The organism is Actinoplanes sp. NPDC051405 (assembly GCF_055586185.1).
The window spans coordinates 104,991-119,839 of sequence record NZ_JBVJIR010000006.1 but is presented as its reverse complement, the minus strand read 5'-3'; the positions used below and the strand labels follow the sequence as shown (position 1 = coordinate 119,839).

General features: G+C 71.0%; 13 protein-coding genes. 8 read left to right on the top strand and 5 right to left on the bottom strand.

Translation table 11 applies throughout. The features are described from left to right. The first annotated feature begins 88 nt into the window (after positions 1-88). The 3 genes from ACZ6S4_RS15215 (at position 89) to ACZ6S4_RS15205 (ending at position 2,319) form a co-directional block, all read left to right on the top strand. Entirely contained in the window at positions 89-910 is an 822-nt protein-coding gene (locus tag ACZ6S4_RS15215; RefSeq protein WP_465475513.1) for an SDR family NAD(P)-dependent oxidoreductase, read from the top strand. A gap of 86 nt (positions 911-996) precedes the next feature. Next, a complete protein-coding gene (locus ACZ6S4_RS15210; protein ID WP_360831096.1) occupies positions 997-1,275 on the top strand; it encodes a DUF4190 domain-containing protein in 279 nt (92 codons plus the stop codon). A gap of 81 nt (positions 1,276-1,356) precedes the next feature. Beyond that, positions 1,357-2,319, top strand: coding sequence for a threonine ammonia-lyase (locus tag ACZ6S4_RS15205; protein WP_465475512.1), 963 nt, complete (start codon positions 1,357-1,359; stop codon positions 2,317-2,319). Positions 2,320-2,513: 194 nt separating this feature from the next. Here ACZ6S4_RS15205 and ACZ6S4_RS15200 read toward each other — a convergent pair whose 3' ends face one another. Then, entirely contained in the window at positions 2,514-4,484 is a 1,971-nt protein-coding gene (locus ACZ6S4_RS15200) for a glycoside hydrolase family 9 protein (protein WP_465475511.1), read from the bottom strand. Positions 4,485-4,603: 119 nt separating this feature from the next. On the opposite strand from ACZ6S4_RS15200, the gene ACZ6S4_RS15195 reads away from it, so the two are divergent. The 3 genes from ACZ6S4_RS15195 (at position 4,604) to chrA (ending at position 7,173) form a co-directional block, all read left to right on the top strand. After that, complete coding sequence (locus ACZ6S4_RS15195; protein ID WP_465475510.1) at positions 4,604-5,008, top strand: hypothetical protein; 405 nt, start codon at positions 4,604-4,606, stop codon at positions 5,006-5,008. Between the two features lie 109 nt (positions 5,009-5,117). Continuing rightward, complete coding sequence (locus ACZ6S4_RS15190) at positions 5,118-5,774, top strand: alpha/beta fold hydrolase (RefSeq protein WP_465475509.1); 657 nt, start codon at positions 5,118-5,120, stop codon at positions 5,772-5,774. Between the two features lie 13 nt (positions 5,775-5,787). Then, positions 5,788-7,173: a chromate efflux transporter gene (chrA, locus tag ACZ6S4_RS15185; RefSeq protein WP_465475508.1), complete on the top strand. Its 1,386-nt coding sequence runs from the start codon at positions 5,788-5,790 to the stop codon at positions 7,171-7,173. A gap of 12 nt (positions 7,174-7,185) precedes the next feature. Here chrA and ACZ6S4_RS15180 read toward each other — a convergent pair whose 3' ends face one another. Beyond that, entirely contained in the window at positions 7,186-8,595 is a 1,410-nt protein-coding gene (locus ACZ6S4_RS15180; RefSeq protein ID WP_465475507.1) for an NADP-dependent succinic semialdehyde dehydrogenase, read from the bottom strand. A 99-nt stretch (positions 8,596-8,694) separates the two neighbouring features. Here ACZ6S4_RS15180 and ACZ6S4_RS15175 point away from each other — a divergent pair, with 99 nt between their 5' ends. Next, positions 8,695-9,612: a YihY/virulence factor BrkB family protein gene (locus ACZ6S4_RS15175; RefSeq protein ID WP_465475506.1), complete on the top strand. Its 918-nt coding sequence runs from the start codon at positions 8,695-8,697 to the stop codon at positions 9,610-9,612. An 11-nt stretch (positions 9,613-9,623) separates the two neighbouring features. Here the strand turns inward: ACZ6S4_RS15175 and ACZ6S4_RS15170 are convergent, their stop codons facing one another. Continuing rightward, positions 9,624-10,193, bottom strand: a complete 570-nt coding sequence (locus tag ACZ6S4_RS15170; RefSeq protein WP_465475505.1) for a GAF domain-containing protein — start codon at positions 10,191-10,193, stop codon at positions 9,624-9,626. A 343-nt stretch (positions 10,194-10,536) separates the two neighbouring features. On the opposite strand from ACZ6S4_RS15170, the gene ACZ6S4_RS15165 reads away from it, so the two are divergent. Continuing rightward, positions 10,537-12,504, top strand: a complete 1,968-nt coding sequence (locus ACZ6S4_RS15165) for a right-handed parallel beta-helix repeat-containing protein (protein ID WP_465475504.1) — start codon at positions 10,537-10,539, stop codon at positions 12,502-12,504. 57 nt (positions 12,505-12,561) lie between these two features. Here ACZ6S4_RS15165 and ACZ6S4_RS15160 read toward each other — a convergent pair whose 3' ends face one another. Both ACZ6S4_RS15160 and ACZ6S4_RS15155 read right to left on the bottom strand, forming a co-directional pair. Beyond that, positions 12,562-14,067: a non-reducing end alpha-L-arabinofuranosidase family hydrolase gene (locus ACZ6S4_RS15160; protein WP_465475503.1), complete on the bottom strand. Its 1,506-nt coding sequence runs from the start codon at positions 14,065-14,067 to the stop codon at positions 12,562-12,564. Positions 14,068-14,302: 235 nt separating this feature from the next. After that, positions 14,303-14,446, bottom strand: coding sequence for a hypothetical protein (locus ACZ6S4_RS15155; RefSeq protein ID WP_465475502.1), 144 nt, complete (start codon positions 14,444-14,446; stop codon positions 14,303-14,305). Between the last annotated feature and the right edge of the window lie 403 nt (positions 14,447-14,849).

Here is a 14,849-nt window from a genome sequence, read left to right as displayed (position 1 = left end):
ACGTTCCGTCTTGCCAGTGCGCCGGCGAGCGCGCATACTCGTGTAACACGAGACGGGCCGTCTCGTCTCGTACGATCGAGGAGGTCGCATGACAACTGCCCGGGTGTGGTTCATCACCGGCGCGTCGAGGGGCCTGGGCCGGGCCTTCACCGAGGCGGCGCTCACGGCCGGAGAGCGCGTCGTAGCTGCCGCCCGCGATCTCAGCCCGCTGGACGACCTGGCCGGCGCCCACCCGGAGAAGCTCGTCCGGCTCACGCTGGACGTGACGGACCGTGCTGCCGTACGGGTGGTGGTGGATCGGGCGGTGGCAGCGTTCGGCCGGCTCGACGTCGTGGTCAACAACGCCGGAGTGATGCTGCTCGGCATGGTGGAGGAAGCCACCGAGGAGGAGGTCCGGGCCCAGTTCGACGTCAACTTCTTCGGCGCTCTCTGGGTGGCCCAGGCCGTGGTGCCGCACTTGCGGGCGCAGGGATCCGGCCATCTCCTGCAGGTCACCTCGATGGGCTCCGGCGGCGGGTTCGCTTCGACGGGCTTCTACGCGGCCAGCAAAGCGGCGCTCGACTCGCTCAGCCAGGCGCTGGCGATGGAGGTGGCGCCGTTCGGGATCAAGGTGACGATCGTGCAGCCCGGCGGTTACGGCACCGACCTGTTCACCCGGGGCACCACCCTGACCGGGCCGCGCCGCGAGTACGAACCGCTGCGCGTCCAGCTGGCCGAGATGTGGGGCGAGGACGCCGGCCCCGACCCGAGCACCGCCGCCCCGGTGATCACGGAGCTGGCCGGGCTGGCGGAGCCGCCGCTGCGGCTGATCGTCGGCTCCGCCTCGTACGACCTGGTCCAGCAGCTGGACGAGGCCCGCACCCAGGAGTACCGGACCTGGGAGCACCTGAGCCGCAAGGCCCCGGGCTGACCCGCGCGAAGGTCCCCTGTGGACATCGAGGTATCAAACCAGCCGGCCCTGGGTATGCCGTCCGCATTGGACAACGAGGAGGGACCATGGAAGCGCAGCCGATGAATTCCCCGACCCAGCAGCACGCCGGCGGAGCGGTCGCCGGCACCAACGTGATGGCGATCCTCGCCCTGGTCTTCGCCTTCATCTTCGCGCCCCTGGGCATCGTGTTCGGCGCCGTGGCCAAGCGGCAGATCCGGCAGACCGGCGAGCAGGGCGCCGGCCTGGCCAAGGCGGGCTTCTGGCTCGGCATCGTCTTCACCGTGCTGAGCGTCCTGTGGGTCGTCTTCGTCTTCATCCTGGCGGCTTCCCAGACGACGGCGTGACCAGCTCAGCCCCTCGGCGTTGATCACCCCGGCCGGGTGATCGACGCCGAGGTCGCTGCGGTACGCGGTAGGTTGCCGGGCATGATCGCGACGCGTCTGGATCTCGCCCGGGTCCGCGCGGCCCGCCGGGACATCAACCCGATGTTCCTCGACACCCCGCTGTACGAGTGCGACGCGCTGGGGCGCGAGCTCGGCTGCACGGTCAGCATCAAGCTGGAGACGGCCAACCCGGTGCGCTGCTTCAAGGCCCGCGGTACGGAACTCGTGGCCGGCCTGCTGACCGGCCAGGGTCGTACGGCGGTGGTCTGCGCCAGCGCCGGCAACCTCGGCCAGGCGCTCGCCTGGTCCGGTCGTCGCCGTGGCCTCGATGTCACCGTCGTCGCGACCCGCCGGGCGCCCACCGCGAAACTGGATCGCATCCGTGCGCTGGGCGCGGAGTTGCTGCTGACCGACGGCGACTTCGAGACAGCCCGGGAACGGGCCCGGGAGGTCGCGCGCGAGCGTGGCGTCAGGCTGGTCGAGGACAGCCTCGACCTCGAGACCTGCGAGGGCGCGGCGACCATCGGCCTGGAGCTGGCCGAGGCGGGGACATCCGTCGACACCGTCCTGATCGCTCTGGGCGGCGGCGCGATGGCCACCGGCGTGGGCTATGTCCTCAAGACGCTCTCACCGGACGTCGAGGTGATCTGCGTGCAGCCCACCGGCGCACCGGCGATGACGCGCTCCTGGCGGCAACGCCGGGTCGTCACCACCGACTCGGCCGACACCATCGCCGACGGTGTCGCCGGCCGGTTTCCCATCCCGGAGGTCCTGGACGACCTGCTCGCCGTGGCCGACGACGCGATCCTGGTGAGCGAGGCGTCCATCGTCGCCGGCATGCGGCTGCTGCTGCACCATGCGGGCCTGGTCGTCGAACCCTCCGCGGCCCTCGGCGTCGCGGCGCTCCTGGAGAACCGTGACCGCTTCGCCGGCCGCCACGTGGCCACGATCATCTGCGGCGGCAACGTTGACCTGGACGCCTACGCACGCTGGGTGCGCGGGTAGGGACGGGGTGTCGTGCGCAGCCGGTCGCACGGGCGACATCGCCGAGCGTGTCACCGCGGTGACGACGACCTCGCGGGAGGCGACCCTGTCGGCGTCCTAGACCCGGCAGGCGGGCCAGGAGCTGGCCGTCACCGCCGCGAACCCGCGGTCGGTGATCGGTCAGTTCAAGCTGGCCTCCTGACGCCGATCGCCGGTCAGGGCCCGCGGGCGGTGAGTGCGAAGGCCAGCATCCCGGTCGCGGTGAAGTCGATGGACGGCTCGGTGTTGGCCGAGACCTGCTCGTCGTCGGTGTAGTGGGCGTCGTCGCGGTCGAAGGCGGCGAAGGCGTCGGTGGAGCATGAACCGTGCTTGCGGGTCTCGATCAGTTCGTGGATCCGGTCGGCCTTGTTGGGGCCGTTGACCACCGCCCCCGTCATGCCGGGAGCGGGGGAGCCGATGGTCAGGTCGGCGATCTGGTCGTGCGGGCACCGGGGGTACGTCGTACCCGCGGCCACCACCAGCGACGTACCCCAGCCGTTGGCGCCCAGCGCGACCCCCCGCTGGGCCGTGCCGAACGCGGCGTAGCGGTCGTCGCCGGTGAGGCCGCGGTAGAGCGCCGCGGTGACGACGTAACCGAGCTGCCGGGAGGCGTAGTCGTATCCGCCGTTGCCGGCGGCGGCTCTCAACGGGTTGGTCTCGGCCGCCCGGACCCCGGCATCGAGGCGTTTGCGCAGGTCGCGCCGTAACTCTTCGCGGCTGATGGCCGCCCCGGTCACCGGTGTGGTGGTCAGCACCTTGCTCAGTTCGGCGTCGGCGACCGCGCTGAGGTCGTAGACATTCAGGGCGTCGGTCCGGCCGGTGTCGGCATTCACCCTGGCCCAGCGGGCCGCCCGCAGCGTCCAGTCCCGGGATCGCGGATCCCGCAACAGGGCGCCGGCCAGGGCCAGCTCGGCCGCGCCGGTGGCGAGGTCGTCGGCCCAGCTGTCCTCGGGATAGAAGCTGCGCGGCTGGGCCGTGACGAGGTCACCGACGTCGGAGGTGCCGGCCTGGTCGAAGATCTGCGCCGCCGCGGCGAGGTGCCGGCGGGCGCGGGCGGGATCGGCGGCCGCCTCGACCTGGGCGGCCAGCGCGAAGGCGGCGGCCACCCGGCCGGCCAGGTTGGGGCTGAGCTGCCCGCCCGGAGCGGCAGCCCGGAACACCGGCCGGTAGCGCTGGTAGTAGCGTGCGTCGCCCGGCTCGACGGCGAGCTGGTCGTCGGCCTGCGGCAGCCGCCAGGTGTCATGGTCGCCGAGGAAATCCGCGGCGACGCCGCTGCCGATCCCGACCTGGGTGTAGAGGGTACGGGTGTGCTCGTCCCACATCTTGTCCAGCCAGTCGACGCCGTGCCGGGTCTCGTCGGCCAGGCCCGGCGGGGCCGGCCCGTCGCGCTGCACCAGCAGCATCGCGACCAGAGCGTACGCGCTGGTGTGGGTGAACTTGAGGAAGTCGCCCGCGTCGTACCAGCCACCTTCGACGTCCACCGGGCCACCGATGGGCTCCAGCGCCGCGATCATCCGGCCGTTGTCGTCGTAGCGGGGATCGGCATAGACGCCGGCCTCACGGTCGGCCAGGTGCGCCGGCGTACGCCGCCAGGCGCCGGCGACCTGATCGGCGCCGTCCCGATGAGCTTGGAAGTACGCGAGCGAGTTGGCCACCAGCGGACCGAACAGCTCGGCGGTGGGAGCGACCCGGAACGCGGGGGACTCGGCGGTGACCGATCCCTGCACCCGGAGCCGATACGTGCCGGGCCTGGTCAGCGCGGTGAGATCGATGGGGTGGACCGCCGGGAACCTGGCATTCCACTCGCCCCGGCCGCCGCCGATCTCCGGCGACAGCACGGTCCGCCCGGCGGTGTCGATGACGGTGGCGTGGGCACCGCCGGCGTCGCGGGGTGCCAGCAGTGTCGCTGTCTTGGCCTCGCCGATGCCGTAGCCGACCTGATCGAGGCGCAGCACCGCGTCCTGCCTCGGCAACACCGGCACCGGGCTCGGTGGCGGCACAGCCGGGCTCGGTGGCGGCACCGCCGGACTGGTGGGCAGCACCACGCGGGGCTCAGCCGGACCATCACACGCGGTCGCGCCCAGGACGGCTGTCATCAGCATCGCCACGACGCGGCGGCGACGGGTACCGGGCACTGATCGGGTCACGGAGGCCGAGTATGGGCCGGTCCGGAGCGCATGATCCGGACCCGGTGTCCGTCGCTCGTCCGGGAAGGCGGGACTGCTCCCGAGGGGCGGACGGCCGCCACGGCTGGTTAACTACAGACGTGGCCGCGTACCCGTTCCGGATGTCCCGGCCCGGCCGTGCCCGGCCGATGCGGATCTCCGGCGCGGCCCTGGTCCTGTTGCTGCTCGCCGCGGGCCTGCTGTTCTCCGCGGGCAGCGCCCACCACGGACACCCGCACGATGCTCCTGCGGGAGACCGGGTCACCGTCGCGGACCTCGCGTGCGTTCCGCCCGCGCACACCGGCGAGACCCCCGTCCACCAGCATGAGCACGGCGACGACTGGACCGCCTACCTGTCGCCGCGCGCCCGTCCGGCCGGCGGCGTCACCCTGGTCGCCACGGTCGCCGTCGATGCGACGGCACTGTGCCCGGACATGCGTACGTCGCCCATCGTCGCCGCCGCGGCTGACGCGGATCTGAGTCAACTGGGCGTTCTGCGGGTATAGCAGCGTCTTCCTTCCTGCTCACCGCACCACCGCACGCCATCGCGCCCACCGGCTTTGACGCCGGCGGCGTCTGTTCCGTGTCCCGCAGCCCCCAGGAAGACGATTCCCTGTGCACCCGCAACCGCCTCGCCGCACCACCCACGCCTACGGAACCCCGAAGAACCGGCTCGTCTACGACCGCTGGGGCCGTTTCGGCCGGCCGGTCGTGCTGCTGCACGGGCTGTTCTACGACCGCACCATGTGGTGGCCGGTCGCCGCCGAGCTCGGCGACAGCTGTGCCGCCATCGCCGTCGACCTGCCGGGGCACGGCGACTCCGCGGCCCGCGACGACTACGACGTCACCCAGCTGGCCGAGGACCTGGCCGTGCTGATCAACGGCCTGGCCCTGCACCGGGCCCCGGTGATCGTCGGGCACGCCGAGTCGGCCCGGCTGGCCGAGACGTTCGCCGCCGCGTACGCCACCCAGGCGGTCCTCACTTTCCAGGACACGCGGGCCGAGCCGCCCGAGACGACGCGGGAGCTGGACGCGGGCGACCTGAGCGGCGTGCCGGAGCTCTACCGGCAGTTCGCCGTCGCCCGGCACGACGACGTGCTGCTCGCCGGCTACCGGTCCTGGTTCAGCCCGCCCGCGCACAGCGAGCCGCGGCCGGACGCGATGCCGCTGAGGCTCAGCGCTGAGGGCAGTGCCCAGGCGCGGCTGGGTGGACGGTTCCCGCATCTGTGTGACGCGGCCAGCTTCGCGGACCTGTTGCGGACCCTGCGCTAAGGTCAGGAGCCTCATGACCACGCCGGCAACCCGTGAACCCGCGCGCGATGTCGTCCCGTTCCGGGAGGCCGTACGGGCCTGGTTCACCATCTCGCTGCAGACCTTCGGCGGCCCGGCCGGGCAGATCGCCGTCATGCAACGCCACCTGGTCGACGACCGGCGCTGGATCAGCCAGCACCGGTTCCTGCACGCGCTGAACTACTGCATGCTGCTGCCCGGGCCCGAGGCCCAGCAGCTGGCCATCTACGTCGGCTGGCTGCTCAACGGGCTGCGCGGCGGCCTGGTCGCCGGGACGCTGTTCGTGCTGCCCGGCGTGGCCGCCCTGCTCGCGCTCTCCGCCGTGTACGTCGGCTACGGCGACACCACTGTGGTCACGGGCCTGTTCGCGGGGCTCGCGCCGGCCGTGGTGGCGATCGTCGCCCAGGCGGTGTGGCGGGTCGGCAGCCGCTCGCTGACCAACCGGGTCCTGCTCGGCCTCGCGGTGGCCGCGTTCGCCGCCCTGGCGCTGTTCGGCATCCCGTTCCCGGTCGTGATCCTGCTGGCCGCCCTCACCGGCTGGGCGCTGCACCGGTGGCGCCCGGCCCTGACCGACAACAGCGGCGGGCACGGCGCGGAGAAGTCCGGACCGCAACCGCTGATCTCCGACGACGCCCTGCACCACGACCAGCCCAGCGCCCGCCGTACCGCGACCATCCTCGGGGTCGGGCTCACCGCCTGGTTGCTGCCGGTGGCCGCGTTCGCGCTGTTCACCGGCACGGACAGCGTCTACACCCAGCAGGGGCTGTTCTTCTCCGGCACCGCCGTGGTCACCTTCGGCGGCGCGTACGCGGTCCTCGCCTTCGTCGCCCAGCGGGCGGTGGAGCACTACGGCTGGCTGTCCGCCGGCGACATGGTCCGCGGCCTGGCCCTGGCCGAGACCACTCCCGGCCCGCTGATCATGGTGGTGCAGTTCGTCGCGTTCCTCGGCGCGTACCACCACCCCGGCCCACTCGATCCGTGGACCGCCGGCATCGTCGCGTCCCTGCTCACCACCTGGGTCACGTTCGTACCGTGCTTCCTGTTCATCCTGCTCGGCGCCCCGTACGTCGAGAAGCTGCGGGGCAACCGGTCGGTCTCGGCCGCCCTGACCGGCATCACCGCCGCGGTGGTCGGGGTGATCGCCAACCTCGGCCTCTACTTCGCCGTCCACACGTTCTTCGGTGAGGTCCGCACGGTCACCGCCGGGCCATTGAATGCTCAGGTGCCGCAGTTCGGCACCATCCGGCCGGCCGCGGTGGTCCTCACCGTCGTCGCGGCTGTTTTGCTCATCAAGGTCAAATGGTCGGTCCTGCGGGTGCTCGGGATCTGCGCGGCGGCCGGCCTGATCGCCGCCCTGGCCGGCCTGCCGGGCCTCGGCTGACGGGAGCGGCCGCTACTCGGTGGCCGCGTCCACGTCGGCCTTGTCGCCTTCGCCGACCCAGACCGCCTTGAGGTTGCAGAACTCGCGGATGCCCGCGGACGACAGCTCCCGGCCGTACCCGGAGTTCTTGACACCGCCGAACGGCAACTGCGGGTACGACGTCACCATCCCGTTGATGAAGACCGCGCCCGCCTCCAGCTCGGTGATCAGCCGCTGCTGCTCGTCCGGGTCGGCGGTCCAGGCGTTCGCCCCGAGCCCGTACGAGGTGGCGTTGGCCAGCTCGATCGCCTCGTCGAGGGACCCGGCCCGGTACACCCCGGCGACCGGCGCGAACACCTCCTCGGCGTACATGCGCATCTCCGGCGTGAGGTCGGTGACCACGGTCGGCGGGTACCACCAGCCGGCACCTTCCGGGGCGCGGCCGCCGCACCGTACCGTCGCGCCCTTGCCGACCGCGTCGGCGACCTGGTCCTCGGCGTCCTGGCGGCCCTGCTCGGTGGCCAGCGGCCCGACGTCGGTGGTGTCCAACATCGGGTCGCCCACGGTCAGGGCCGACATGTGCGCCACGAACGCGTCGACGAACCGGTCGTAGACGTCGGTGTGCACGATGAAGCGTTTCGCGGCGATGCACGACTGGCCGTTGTTCTGGCAGCGGGCGGTGGCGGCGACCTGGGCGGCCCGGTCCAGGTCGGCGGTCGGCAGGACGACGTACGGGTCACTGCCGCCCAGCTCCAGCACGGTCTTCTTCAACTCCCGCCCGGCGATGGCGGCGATCGATCGTCCGGCGCCTTCGCTGCCGGTCAGCGTGGCCGCCCGTACCCGGGGATCGGTGAGAATGCGCTCCACCGCGTCGGAGCCGACCAGCAGGGTCTGGAAGGCCCCGGCCGGGAATCCGGCCCGGGTGAAGAGCTCGCCCAGGTAGAGAGCGGTCTGCGGCACGTTGGACGCGTGCTTGAGCAGCCCGGTGTTGCCGGCCATCAGGGCCGGCGCCGCGAACCGCATCGCCTGCCACAGCGGGAAGTTCCACGGCATCACGGCCAGCACCGGCCCCAGCGGCTGGTACCGGGCGTACGCGCGGACGGCCCCGACCTCGGACGCTTCGGCCGGTTCGTCGGCGAGGAAGCGCTCGGCGTGCTCGGCGTAGTAGCGGCAGGCGGTGGCGCACTTGGCCACCTCGGCCTTCGCCGCCACGAAGGTCTTGCCCATCTCGAGGGTCATCAGGGCGGCGACGTCGTCGCGGTCGGCGTCGAGCAGGTCGGCGGCCGCGGTCATCCAGGCGGCCCGCTGCGCGTAGGTGGTTCTCCGCAGCTCGCGGAAGCCGGTCAGCGACCGGCCGATGGCGACATCGATCTGCTCCTCCGTGAGCGCGTCGAAGGTCTTGAGCACTTCACCCGTGACCGGGTTGATCGTCGCGATCGGCATGGTCGCACTCCCCTCAGGTCTCTTCCAGGCCCTACCCGGCTGCGGGTCCGCTAACCGCGGCCGGGCGTAGCGGAGGGGCCGGCGGGGTATCGGTGCCGCGTGACGGATCGACGCTTCCCGCGGTTGGTCGCGGTGGCGTGGCGGCGACTGCGTCACCGTGTCGGCTGGCTGGATCACCTCGTCCGGGCCGGGCTGCGGTACGACGAGGCCGACGGTGGCCGCCTGGCCGCGGCCGTGACCTACTACGCGTTCTTCGCCACGTTCTCGCTGGGCCTGCTCGGTTTCGCCGTCTTCGGGTTCGTCCTGGACGATCCGGCGGTGCTGCGCGCGGTGGAGCGTTACGCGGCGGAGAACCTGCCCACCGTCGACGTGCAGACGTGGCGCAACGCCCGTAACACCGCGGGCGTCATCGCGTTCATCGGCTTGCCGATCACGGGCTGGTTCTGGGTCGACGTGCTGCGGTCCTCCATCCGCAAGATCTGGGACCTGCCCGAGTATCCCGGCAAGCTGGTCGTCCGGGTGCTCCTGGACCTGCTCGTGCTGGCCGGGCTGGGCGTGCTGCTGGCCGCTTCGCTGTCGGTGGCGTACGTGACGACGACATTGGCGAACCGGGCGGTCGACGCGGCGGACACCGCGGCCACCCCGTCGCGGTGGGTGCTGGCCACGGTCGGGCTGCTGATCGGCCTTGCGGTGAACACGGTGCTGGCCGCCGGCATGCTGACCGGGCTGCCCCGCGTACGGATGCCGGTGCGCCGGGTGCTCGGACCGGCGCTGCTGGCGGCGGCCGGGCTCGAACTGCTCAAGACCCTCGGCCGCCTGTACGTGCAGAACACCGCGGCCAATCCCACGTACCATCTGGTCGCCGGCTCGGTCGGGCTGCTGGTCTTCCTCAACGCGGTCAACCAGCTGGTGCTCTTCGCCGCCGCGCTGACGGCGACCAGCACCGCCGGTCGCCCGGCCGACCTCGCCGCGGAGGGGGACGACGACGAGATCCCGGACGAGGACGTGCCGGCGTGAGGCTCGTCGGCCTACCGTGGTGCGTTGCGGCCGAGTTCGGCGGTCCGCAGGTGGCCGGCCAGGTTGGCCTGGGCTTCGTGCAGGCGGGCGTTGGCCAGAGCCACAGCGGCGTAGCCGGCGAAGGTCTGGGCGACGGTGACGGCGTCCTCGTCGAACGCCTCCGGCTCGGTGGCATAGAGGTTGAGCGCCCCGGCGGCCGAAGCGTGGACGGGCAGCCCGACCGACAGGCAGCTCCTGCACCCGGCGTCGAGGGCGAGGGCGGCGAAGTCCGGCCACCGCGCCTCGCTCTTCAGGTCGTTGACGACCAGTGTGCCGCCCGAGGCGAGGGCGTCGAGGCAGGGTCCGTGGCCCTGCTCGTACTGCCTCTCGTCCAGGTCGAGCGCCAGGCCGCCGGTGAACGCCGCGGTGTGCGCGCCCTTGCCCCGGCTGAGGATCACGGAGACCTCCGCCGTGCCGGGGACGGTGCGCTGGGCCAGCTCGGCTATCTGGTTCAACACGCCGTCGACGCTGGTCCCGCTGAACGCGAGGAGACTGATCTCGTGGAAGGCGTCGGTGGGATCCATCGGGTGTGCGCCGGTCATGGCAGGTGTCCTCGGGGACGGGGTCGCTGCAGGAACCCCGCAGGGGGATCCGGGACCCACGCCGCTGCATGACGCAAGCACGCCGACGTCAGGGTGGCGTCGACTACAGATTTCCAGCCGAAGCGTACCCGCGTCCGGGCGGAATACGCGTGTGACAGCGGGCCGGCGACGCCGACCCGCCCGCATGTTGCACGAGCGTACGAAGCCGGCGCACGGCCGAAAGTAACCAGCAAACTATCGGAATGTTTCGGCGTTGACACCGAATGTTTCACGCTATTACGTTGGCGTGGTCTCGTCCGCCGACGGCTCCTGGGGGCCGGACGCCAGAAGGGCTCTGCCGACAATGACCTTCGTCCTGCATGTGGCGACCAGTGGTTCCGACGACGCCGACGGCTCGGAGAAACAGCCGTTCCGCACGATCAACCAGGCAGCGGCCGCGGCCCGCCCGGGCGACACGGTTGTCGTGCACGGCGGCGAATACCGGGAGTGGGTGGCGCCCCCGCGCGGCGGCCTGAGCGACACCCGCCGGATCACCTACACCGCCGCCGACGGCGAGCACGTGGTGATCAAGGGGTCGGAGCGGGTCACCGGCTGGGTGCCCGACGGCGGCACGGTGTGGCGGGCCGAGGTGCCGAACGCGCTGTTCGGCGGCTTCAACCCGTTCGCCGAGGAGGTCGCCGGCGACTGGATCGTCTACCCCGAGGGTGCGCCGCACAAGCACCTCGGCGACGTGTACCTCAACGGCCGCAGCTTCTACGAGGCCGGTGGCCGCGCCGAGCTCGACGACCCGCCGCTGCGCACCGAGGAGGTGGACCACTGGACCGGCCTGGCCGATCAGGTCCGGGACCCGGAGCAGACGCGGCTGGTCTGGTACGCCGAGGTGGGCGCCGAGCAGACGACGATCTGGGCCAACTTCCAGGGCGCCGACCCGAACGCCGAACTGGTCGAGATCAACGTCCGCCGGTCGGTGTTCCACCCGCTGGTCCCGCACGTGAACTACATCACCGTACGCGGCTTCGAGCTGGCCCAGGCCGCGTCGCCCTGGACCCCGCCGACCGCCGACCAGCCCGGCCTGATCGGCCCCAACTGGGCCAAAGGCTGGATCATCGAGGACAACGTCATCCACGACGCCAAGTGCTCGGCGGTCTCGCTCGGCAAGGAGGCGTCCACCGGACACAACTACGCCACCGAGCGCGGCGACAAGCCCGGTTACCAGTACCAGCTCGAGTCGGTGTTCGCCGCGCGCCAGATCGGCTGGGACCGCGAGCACATCGGCTCGCACATCGTGCGCCGCAACACCATCTACGACTGCGGGCAGAACGGCATCGTCGGCCACCTCGGCTGCGTGTTCTCCACCATCGAGGACAACCACATCTACAACATCGCGCTCAAGCGCGAGTTCTACGGCTACGAGATCGGCGGCATCAAGTTGCACGCGGCCATCGACGTGGTGATCCGGCACAACCGCATCCACGACTGCTCGATGGGCACCTGGCTGGACTGGGAGACCCAGGGCACCCGGGTCACCCGCAACGTCTACTACCGCAACAACCGGGACCTGTTCGTCGAGGTCAGCCACGGCCCCTACCTGGTGGACCACAACCTGTTCGGCTCGCGCGCGTCGTTCGAGTCGTTCAGCCAGGGCGGCGCGTTCGTCGGCAACCTGTTCGCCGGCACGCTGCGCCTCGAGGCGGTGATGGACCGGGCCACGCCGTACCACCGGCCGCACAGCACCCAGGTCGCCGGCTACGCGTTCATCCGCGGCGGCGACGACCGCTACATCGGCAACGTCTTCCTCGGCGGCGACACCGCTGCGGCGTACGGCGACGGCGGCCAGGGCGGATCCGAGCCGGGCTACGGCCTCGCGGGTTACGACGACTACCCGGCGTCCTTCGAGGAGTACCTGGACCGCATCGAGGCGCAGCCCCCGGGCGACCACCAGCGCTACCTCGACGTGCTCCAGGCGGTCTACGCCCGCGACAACGTCTACGCCGCCGGCGCCCGGCCGTTCGCCGCGGAGACCAACCCGCAGGTGCTCGGCGACGCGACCGTGTCGGTCGTCGAGGAGGGCGACGCGGTCTATCTCGTGACGAACTTCCCGGCCGGGTTCGACGAGGCCCGGGTCGGTCCGGTCGGCGGCCGTGACCTGCCGCGCGTCCGCTTCGCCGACGCGGAGTTCGAGGAGCCGGACGGCAGCCCGGCGGTCATCGACGTGGACCTGACCGGGCAGCGGCGCAACCCCGGCGAGACCGCGGCAGCCGGTCCGGTCGCCGCGCTGACCTCAGGCGATTCCCGCGTACGGGTCTGGTGAAGTCATGAATCGGCGGGCCCGGCCTCCCTGGCCGGGCCCGCCGATTGCGTCATGCCGTCAGCGCTGTCGGGTGAGCAGTCCCGGGCGGTACGGCAGCAGGCCGTAGTCGCCGCCGGAGCTCGGTGAGCGGCCCTGGTAGAGCAGTTGCAGGTTGCACGGGTCGATGGTCATGGTCTGGTCGGCGCTGGTCCGGATCAGCTCGCCGTGGCTGATGTCGTTGGTCCAGGTGGCGCCGCTGTTGGCCTTGCCCGCGAACGGGTTGCTCTCGGTCGCGGCGTTCGGTGTCCACGAGCCGTTGAGGCTGCTCGCGGTGAAGGAGCGGAAGTAGCGTCCCTGGCTGCCGATGGCCTCGACGATCATCAGGTACTGGTTCTGGCCCTGCACCTTGTACACCTGCGGTGCTTCGAACAGGTTGTTCGTGGTGTCGCTCATGATCGTGGTGTACGAGGAGCCGAAGTTACCGGGGAAGTTCCCGATCGGCATGCTGGCGCGGTAGATCTTGCCGTTGTCACCGGCGAAGAACAGATACATGTTCGTGCCGTCGCCGATGACCGTCTGGTCGATCGGCCCGGTCCCGGACCCGGTGATGCTGCCGGAGAACAGCGGTTGCGCCGCGGACCAGCCGTTGGGGTTGGTCGGGTCGTTGGACGTGCGGTAGGAGAACGCGGTGGCGCCCCACTGGTAGGTCAGGACCCAGATGTTCTTGGGCGCGAAGTAGAACAGTGACGGCGCCACGGTGGCCGACGACATGGTGTTCTGGCTGGCCGAGCCCAGCTCGTTGAAGTTGTTGACCAGGCTGAAGTTCATCGAGCCCCAGCCGCTGGTCGAGGTGGTGCCGTGGGTGGTGGCGTAGACCAGGTGCTTGCCGTTGTACGGCGCGGTGGTGAAGTCCTTCAGCGATGCCCACCCGGCCTTCGGGGTGGCCAGCTGACCGGTCGAGCTCCACCGGTACGACGTCGGCAGCGTGCACGAGCCACCCGGCGGTGGTGTCGTCGGCGTGGTCGGGGTGGTGCCGCCGACGCGGACGAGTTGCCACTGCTGGTTGGCGCCGTTCCAGTCGGCGTACTGCACGATGTTCGCGCCGTCCGCGGTCGAGGCGCCCTGCACTTCCAGGGCCTTGCCGCTGTTGCGGTTGATCAGCTGGATGTAGCCGTCGATGTCCTGGATGCTGAACTGCTGGTTCGCGGCGTTGTTGTCGCTGTATTGCACGATCGCGCCGCCGTCGGCGGTCGACCAGTTGTAGACGTCGAGGACTTTGCCGGACAGCCGGGACTTGAGCCGGTAGAAACCACCACCGGAATCCACGAACTGCCACTGCTGCTGGCTACCGTCGTTACGGGTCCACTGCGTGATCCGCGCCCCGTCAGTGGTGGCCAGGTTGTACACGTCCAACGCCTTACCACTGGTGCGGTTGACCAGAATGTACGACGCACTCGTATCGATCGTCGCGGCTGATGCCGCGGTGGCGGTGATCGCGACGGTTCCGGCGGTGGCCAGCAGCGCCAGGGACGCCAGGGCCGTACGGATCCAGCGAGGCCGCCGGGGACGGGCGGACACTTCCATGTGTCGTTCTCCTTCAGGAGTGGGGGAGGGGTGACCAGTTGTTAACGTTCACAACTACGCCGACATTGATCTCGGGACGCGGAGTGACGAAGATTGGAGTGGCACTGATTGGGAGCGCTCCCGAGAAGCCCATGTTGCCAGAAGGTTTCCTGCTCATCAAGGCGCTGATTCGCCATTGGTGAGCGACTTTGTGAGGACCTTCCGCGTAACGTTTTTTCGGAAATTGGAGCGGGATTCAGAAATCGCGTTCGGCGTCGAACCGGGCCCGGGCTGCCTCGGCGTGGTCGCCGGCCGGCCGGGCCACCGCGGCCGCGGCGTCCTCGCGTTCGCTGGTCTCGATGCCGGGCAGCTGGTTCACCGCCCGGACGAAGTCCCGCACCCCGCCGCCTCGAGGTCACCGCCGCGGCGATCGCCTGCTCGGCGGCGCGGTAGGCCCGGGTCGCCGCCCGCGCCGGCCAGGCCGTACCCGGTGGCGGCGTGCGGCGTCCACGCGAAGCCCCTCGGTCGGCCGGGTGCGCGTCTACGCCGCGAAGCCGGTGTCGTCGCCCTCGTTGTGCTGCCAGCGCGGCCACGGCCCGCCGGCCGGGACGGTGAACGGGTCGAAGACCGTCCGGTCGAGCCGGTCGGTGGGGGAGACCCGGCAGGCTGGGAACGATCCGTATTGCCCGTTCGCCGATTCGCCGGTCCACTATCAATAACGCCGGTCCGGCGCATCCTACCGGTACGGTAAGAATGCCCCCGGATCACGGGTATCGGTTTTCCCGATGCCCCGGATCGACACC

Excerpts from the sequence above, each read along its gene's own strand:
- ACZ6S4_RS15215 (WP_465475513.1), top strand. The coding sequence starts at position 89 with ATGACAACTGCCCGGGTGTGGTTCATCACCGGCGCGTCGAGGGGCCTG.
- ACZ6S4_RS15210 (WP_360831096.1), top strand. The coding sequence starts at position 997 with ATGGAAGCGCAGCCGATGAATTCCCCGACCCAGCAGCACGCCGGCGGA.
- ACZ6S4_RS15205 (WP_465475512.1), top strand. The coding sequence starts at position 1,357 with ATGATCGCGACGCGTCTGGATCTCGCCCGGGTCCGCGCGGCCCGCCGG.
- chrA (WP_465475508.1), top strand. The coding sequence starts at position 5,788 with ATGACCACGCCGGCAACCCGTGAACCCGCGCGCGATGTCGTCCCGTTC.
- ACZ6S4_RS15180 (WP_465475507.1), bottom strand. The coding sequence starts at position 8,595 with ATGCCGATCGCGACGATCAACCCGGTCACGGGTGAAGTGCTCAAGACC.
- ACZ6S4_RS15170 (WP_465475505.1), bottom strand. The coding sequence starts at position 10,193 with ATGACCGGCGCACACCCGATGGATCCCACCGACGCCTTCCACGAGATC.
- ACZ6S4_RS15165 (WP_465475504.1), top strand. The coding sequence starts at position 10,537 with ATGACCTTCGTCCTGCATGTGGCGACCAGTGGTTCCGACGACGCCGAC.
- ACZ6S4_RS15160 (WP_465475503.1), bottom strand. The coding sequence starts at position 14,067 with ATGGAAGTGTCCGCCCGTCCCCGGCGGCCTCGCTGGATCCGTACGGCC.